Below are 5,463 nucleotides of genomic sequence, written 5' to 3'. Positions count from 1 at the left end.
CTCCCCTCCCGGCTCGCGCGCGGAGCGCCGCCGGGCGGAAGCCGCCGCTCGCCGCCGTCCGCCCGTCCTGCTCGTCGGCGGCCTCGCCGCCGCCCTCACCATCCTCCTGACAGCCGCCTTTGTGGCCACACGCGGCGACGGCGGCGCGATCAAGGCCTCGGAGAGGCCCACCACGCCCGCCTCCGTCCCGGCGCCGGAGGACCCGCCGGAGTCGGCACCGGAGTCGGTGCCTGCGACCGGCGGCACGCTGACGACCACGTCCAGCCCGACACCCGCCGAAAGCCCCACAGCAACACCCGGCGACACCCCCACACCCGACGACTCCGCCGCCCCGACGCCGAGCAGCACGCCGCCGGCCGCCCAGGTCGCCGCCGGCCCGGACCCCGTCGCACTGAGCGACCAGCTGGTCAGCTCCCTCGCCGCCCAGTCGGACATGCACGCGGGTGTCCACCGCCGCGCGAACAGGGACGCTGCCGAGATCCAGCGGAAGGCACACCAGGGCGACACGGCCGAGGCCGCCGCCAAGGCCCGCGAACTACAGGCAAGCCTCAACGACGCCCAGCAGAAGGGCAGATGGTCCGGAGACCCGAACGTCACCCGGCTCCTCCAACAGCTGGCGAGCGCCGGCTGACCCGCCCCGGACGGAATGCCCCTAGCGCCTAGCCGCCGGGCGACCGGGTGGCGGTGAGGGCTGTCGCGACGACGGGGGCGAGGCGCTCGGCCAGGCCGTTCGGCGGGGTGCGCTGGAGGTACAGCAGGGCGAAGACCGGGCCGGCCACCAGAGCGTGCACGGTCGAGGCGTCCGGGCGGGCCGGCGGGGGCGGCAGTTCGCCGCGGGTGACCGCGCGATCGAGCACACTCTCGATGTCGGCGAGCTCACGGCTGACGAACCGCTCCCGGAAGCGGACCGCCAGGGCGCTGTCGGGCGCCACGTCCGCGAGGAGACCGAGCACCGCCGCGGAGGCCGCCGGGCTGGTCAGGTGGTCCACGATCTCCTGGACGAGCGCCGTGAGGTCCCCGACGAGGCTGCCCGTGTCGGGCCTGCCCGGCAGCTCCGGTTCGTGGATCGCCGCGGCGAACACCATCTCCTGCTTGGTCCCGTGGCGCCGGTAGATCGCCGCCTTGCCGATGCCCGCCCGCTCGGCCACCGCGTCCATCGTCAGTCCGGCGTAGCCGTCCCGGGCGAGGAGTTCGCGCGTGGCGTCGAGGATCGCCGCGTCCAGCCGCACGTCCCGTGGTCGTCCCGTGGTTGCCATGGCCACCACTTTACGATACCCCTAGTTCCGGAACCAATAGTCTCGAAACTTCAACACGGGGGTAGTCGTGGTGAATACGGTGGTCGTACGCGCGGGACGCATCCTGACCTTCCTGGGTGTCCTGCACATCACGCTCCTGGGCGCGCAGAACATCGGGCACCTCGGTGCCTGGTTCAGCGGTGACCTGTGGGGCCTGCCCCGCGAGGAGTTCGTCGAGCCGCGCGGCGCGGGCGGCGCGTTCTGGATCTCGATCGGAAGCTTCGCCGTGCCGCTGCTGCTCCTCGGCCTGCTCGTCTCGCACTTCGGCCGGCGGGGGGTGCGGGTGCCGCCGTCCGTCGGCTGGGGCCTGGCCGTGTGGGGCGCGGTCGGCGCCGCCGTCATCGAGCCGACGCCGATGCTCCTGATCCTCCTCCCCGCCGTCCTGCTCATCCGGCAGCGGGAGCGGACCGCAGACGGCCGCCCATCAGCGCGATGACGCTCCGCACCCCGCCCGGGGTGGCATGCTGGGTGGGATGGAGATCGGGGACGAGAGACACCGGGTGGTCTTGCGGCCGTTGCGGTACGAGTTCGCGCGGGCGCGGGGCGACGCGTACGACGACAACTGGTTGGTCGTACGGGGTGAGGTGAGCACGCCGCGGGGGCGTTGGTCCTTCGAGGAGCCGTGTCTGCTGGTCGACGAGGCGCGGAGCCTCGCGGCGTGGCTGCGGCGGGACGGCGTGCGGCTGGAGTTCACGGAGCCGCTGCTGGCGTGGGAGCGCGAGGAGGCGGGGCCGCGGCTGCGGGTCGTGTTCGCGCACGAGGCCGCGCCTGCCTGGTGCCCGCCGGAAAGCCGCTCGGAGGGCTGGGCGGTGGAGTTCGCGGTGACGACCGAGGACCTGCGGGCGGCGGCGGACGAGTGGGAACGGCTGCTCGTCCCGCTGCCGCCGCGCTGACGGGAGAGCCGACCTGTGGCGCGGCATCGGAGAGTGCGGCGGTTGGTGGCCGGGGACGAGGTGTGGCTGTGGTCGGTGCGCCACGGCCATCGGGCCGGTCCCGACGGGCGGTGCCGGGAGGTGCTGTCGCTCCACCGGACCGGTCTGGAGGAGATGCGCGCGGTGATGCGGCTGGTCTTCGCGGCCGGACCGGGCCGCTATGTGGCGGAGGGGGTGTGGTCCTCCGGCTCGGTGTCGGCCGGCGGCGGGCTGTTGCTCAATCTGCACGAGCCAGGGGTGGTACGGCGGCTGCTGGAGTCGGCGCGCGGGCGGGGGCTTGTTCCCGAGCGCGGCGAGGCGGTGGTCGACGGGTGGCCGCTGTTCGACGTGGTCGTCGCGGCGGCGTCGGACGCGGTGTGAGTCAGGCGCAGGAGAGGTGCCAGTCGCCGGCGGTGCCGGTGAGGGTGACGGCGGCGAGCGGGTGGGCGTCGATGCGCCAGTAGGCGTGCGGGGGCGTCTTGAGCGCGTGGCACAGGGCGGCCCGCAGCACCGCGGGTTCGGTGACGGCGACGATCCATTCGTCGTCGGCGGCGGGGCGGGTGTCGAGCCAGTGTCCGATGCGGCCGATGAAGGCGGTCAGGGACTCGCCGCCGTGCGGCGCGACGTAGGGGTCGCGCAGCCAGGCGTCGACGGCGTCCGGTTCGCGGGCGGCGACCTCGCTCAGCGTGCGGCCGCGCCAGCGGCCCATGTCGCAGTCGCGCAGGGCGGGCTGGGCGAGCGGGAAGAGACCGAGCGCGTAGCCGGTCTCCCGGCAGCGTTCGGAGGGCGAGCGGTAGCGGAGCGCGGCGGCGGCCAGCCCGACGAGGGCGGGCGCGCCTCGCCGGACGGCCTGCCAGCCGGCGTTGTCCAGCGGGCGGTCGTCGTCGAACCGGGTGTCCAGTACGGGTGAGCAGCGCGCGGCGGCGAGCAGCGTGAGACGGCAGCGCATGGCGGGATGGTAAGTGGCCGCGCCCGAATGTTCGATACCTCGGCGAGGGGGAATCGTCCGAGGTCAGTACCGTCGTCGGCCGCCGTCAGCGCGGTCCGCGCTGCATGAGGTGGTCGGGTCGGGCCAACTCCCGGAAGCCCGCGCGTCGGTAGACCTCGTGGGCGTCGTGGGTGGCGAGCAGGGTGCGCCGCAGCTCGTAGGGCGCCAGGTGCTCGTTCACCGCGTCGACGAGTTGTCCGCCGAGGCCGCGGCCTCGGTGGGCGGGGTCGATGTAGACGTCGCAGAGCCAGGCGAAGGTGGCGCGGTCGGTGACGACTCGGGCGTAGCCGACCTGGCGGCCGGAGGAGGTGAGGTAGGTGCCGAAGTTGTGGGAGGCGGCGATGGCCCGCTGCTGGGTTGCCAGGTGGCGGCCGAGCGCCCAGTAGGCGTCGGCTGACAGCCAGTGGTGGATCAGGGCGACGTCCAGGCGTGCGGGGTCGTCGGATATCTCGTACTCGGGTGGGTTCGGCATGGGACGCACGGTGGCAGTCCGGCGGTGGCACAGGCAACGGGTTTCCGACGCCGGCGCCTGCTCAGGCTGTCGGGAGGCCGAGTTGGGCGCAGGCGGTGCGGAGGCGGCGGACGCCTTCGTCGAGTTCGGCGGTGTGTTCGGCGAGGGCGAAGCTGACGCGCAGGTGGGGGCCCTGCGGTTCGGCGGCGAAGTAGGGGCGGCCCGGGGCGACGGCGACGCCTTCGCGTAGCGCGGCGGCGGCCACCGCCTGTTCGTCGGCGCCGTCGGGCAGCCGCAGCCAGAGGTGGAAGCCGCCGCGCGGTACCTGTTCGATCGTGAGCGACGGGAGTTCGCGGCGCAGCGCGGCGACCAGCGCATCGCGGCGGACGCGGAGTTCGGCGGCGACCGTGCGGATGTGTCGGGGCCAGGCCGGTGCGCCGACGAGTTCGAGTGCGGCTTCCTGCAGCGGGCGGGGAACGAAGAAGCTGTCGACGATCTGGTTGCCGCGCAGGCGGTCCAGGACCGGGCCGCGGGCGGCGAGGGCGCCGACCCGGAGGTTGGGTGAGGTGATCTTGGTCAGTGAGCAGAGGTGCACGACCACGCCCTCGGTGTCGTCGGCGGCGAGGGTGCGCGGTAGCGGGCCGGCGTCCTCGTGGGCCATGCGCCGGGCGAAGTCGTCCTCGACGACAAACGCGCCCGCGCTGCGGGCGGCCGCCAGGACGGCCGGCCGGCGGTCGTCGGCGAGCACGCCGCCGGTGGGGTTCTGGAAGAGCGGCTGGCAGACGAAGACCCGGGCGCCGGTGGCGCGGAACGCCTCGGCGAGCAGTTCGGGGCGGACGCCGTCGGCGTCGGCGGGCACCGGCACCGGGCGGAGACCGGCGGCGCGGGCGACGGCGAGTACGCCGGGGTAGGTGGGTGACTCGACGAGGACCGGCGCGCCGGGTGGGGCCAGCGCCCGTAGCGCGGTGGTGAGGGCGCTCTGTCCGCCGGCGGTGATGAGGACGTCGGAGGCGGTGAGGGGGCCGCCGGGGCCGCCGATCTCGCGGGCGAACCAGCCGCGCAGTTCGGCGACGCCCTCCAGCGGCGGCACGTTCCAGGCGCCCGGGCGGCGGCCCGCACGGGCGAGCGCGGAGGCGAGTGCGCGTTCGGGTTGGAGGGAGGTGGGCAGGTAGCCGCCGTGCAGTTGGACGACGCCGGCCGGTGGGGCGGCGAGCGTGGCGAGCAGGCCGGAGGCGTCGACCGTGCGGGGCACCTGGTCGGGCGAGTGCTCGGCGCTCAGCGCGACCTGCTGCCAGGAGGTGTCGGCCTGCCGTCGGACGGCGGCCGGGCCGCCGGCGGCCCGGTAGGAACCGGCGCCGGGGCGGGTGACGACCAGTCCCTCGGCGGCGAGCTGGGCGAGCGCGCGAGTAACGGTCACGGGACTCACACGGTAGCGGTTGACGAGAGCACGACTGGCCGGCAGGCGCTCCCCTACGGCGTACTTGTCCAGATCCTGGCGGAGAGTTTCGACCAGACCGGCGACACTGCTACCGTTGTTCATGAGACACAAGGATAGCGCTACTGCAACGATCTCGATAGCGGTCCCGGCCGGGAGCGGCGCGGAGACCACCGCGCGCACCGGCACGGTTCTGGCCGCGGCCGGTGTGGTCGCGTTCTCCCTGACCTTCCCCGCCACCGCGTGGGCGCTGGACGGGCTGAGCGCCTGGACGGCGACCGCGCTGCGCATCGGGCTGGCCGGAGTGGTCGCCGCCGTGGCGCTGCTTGTGCTGCGGGTGGCGCCGCCGGCGCGCCGCCACTGGGGCGGGTTGGCCGTCGTCG

Annotated in this window: 7 protein-coding genes and 2 pseudogenes; 5 read left to right on the top strand and 4 right to left on the bottom strand. The window is 74.6% G+C overall.

The annotated features are described in order from the left end of the window. Window positions 1–631, top strand: a pseudogene (locus FNX44_RS28240) (hypothetical protein); the annotation flags it as partial. 28 nt (window positions 632–659) lie between these two features. Here FNX44_RS28240 and FNX44_RS23345 read toward each other — a convergent pair. Beyond that, complete coding sequence (locus FNX44_RS23345; RefSeq protein ID WP_228450145.1) at window positions 660–1,256, bottom strand: TetR/AcrR family transcriptional regulator; 597 nt, start codon at window positions 1,254–1,256, stop codon at window positions 660–662. Between the two features lie 67 nt (window positions 1,257–1,323). On the opposite strand from FNX44_RS23345, the gene FNX44_RS23340 reads away from it, so the two are divergent. Genes FNX44_RS23340 through FNX44_RS23330 form a run of 3 tightly spaced genes read left to right on the top strand, consistent with a single transcriptional unit; the run spans window position 1,324 to window position 2,587 of the window. Then, window positions 1,324–1,731 (top strand): DUF6463 family protein, encoded by a 408-nt coding sequence (locus tag FNX44_RS23340; protein WP_323369618.1) that lies wholly within the window; start codon window positions 1,324–1,326, stop codon window positions 1,729–1,731. A gap of 37 nt (window positions 1,732–1,768) precedes the next feature. Next, on the top strand, window positions 1,769–2,188 hold the full coding sequence (locus tag FNX44_RS23335; RefSeq protein ID WP_143650805.1) for a WapI family immunity protein: 420 nt from the start codon (window positions 1,769–1,771) through the stop codon (window positions 2,186–2,188). 33 nt (window positions 2,189–2,221) lie between these two features. Then, a complete protein-coding gene (locus FNX44_RS23330) occupies window positions 2,222–2,587 on the top strand; it encodes a hypothetical protein (RefSeq protein ID WP_323369617.1) in 366 nt (121 codons plus the stop codon). A 1-nt stretch (window position 2,588) separates the two neighbouring features. Here the strand turns inward: FNX44_RS23330 and FNX44_RS23325 are convergent, their stop codons facing one another. The 3 genes from FNX44_RS23325 to FNX44_RS23315 all read right to left on the bottom strand — a co-directional run bounded on the left by FNX44_RS23325 (window position 2,589) and on the right by FNX44_RS23315 (window position 5,185). Then, window positions 2,589–3,155, bottom strand: a complete 567-nt coding sequence (locus FNX44_RS23325; protein ID WP_143650801.1) for a histidine phosphatase family protein — start codon at window positions 3,153–3,155, stop codon at window positions 2,589–2,591. A gap of 85 nt (window positions 3,156–3,240) precedes the next feature. Continuing rightward, window positions 3,241–3,666, bottom strand: a complete 426-nt coding sequence (locus FNX44_RS23320) for a GNAT family N-acetyltransferase (protein WP_143650799.1) — start codon at window positions 3,664–3,666, stop codon at window positions 3,241–3,243. A 61-nt stretch (window positions 3,667–3,727) separates the two neighbouring features. After that, window positions 3,728–5,185 (bottom strand): aminotransferase-like domain-containing protein, encoded by a 1,458-nt coding sequence (locus FNX44_RS23315; RefSeq protein WP_143650797.1) that lies wholly within the window; start codon window positions 5,183–5,185, stop codon window positions 3,728–3,730. On the opposite strand from FNX44_RS23315, the pseudogene FNX44_RS23310 reads away from it, so the two are divergent. After that, a pseudogene (locus tag FNX44_RS23310) lies at window positions 5,184–5,463 on the top strand (EamA family transporter); the annotation flags it as partial. The gene FNX44_RS23315 and the pseudogene FNX44_RS23310 overlap by 2 nt on opposite strands.

Origin of the sequence: Streptomyces alkaliterrae (assembly GCF_007097205.2) — a bacterium.
In the GTDB taxonomy this organism is placed as follows: Bacteria; Actinomycetota; Actinomycetes; order Streptomycetales; family Streptomycetaceae; genus Streptomyces; species Streptomyces alkaliterrae.
This window is presented reverse-complemented; position numbering and strand designations above follow the sequence as displayed.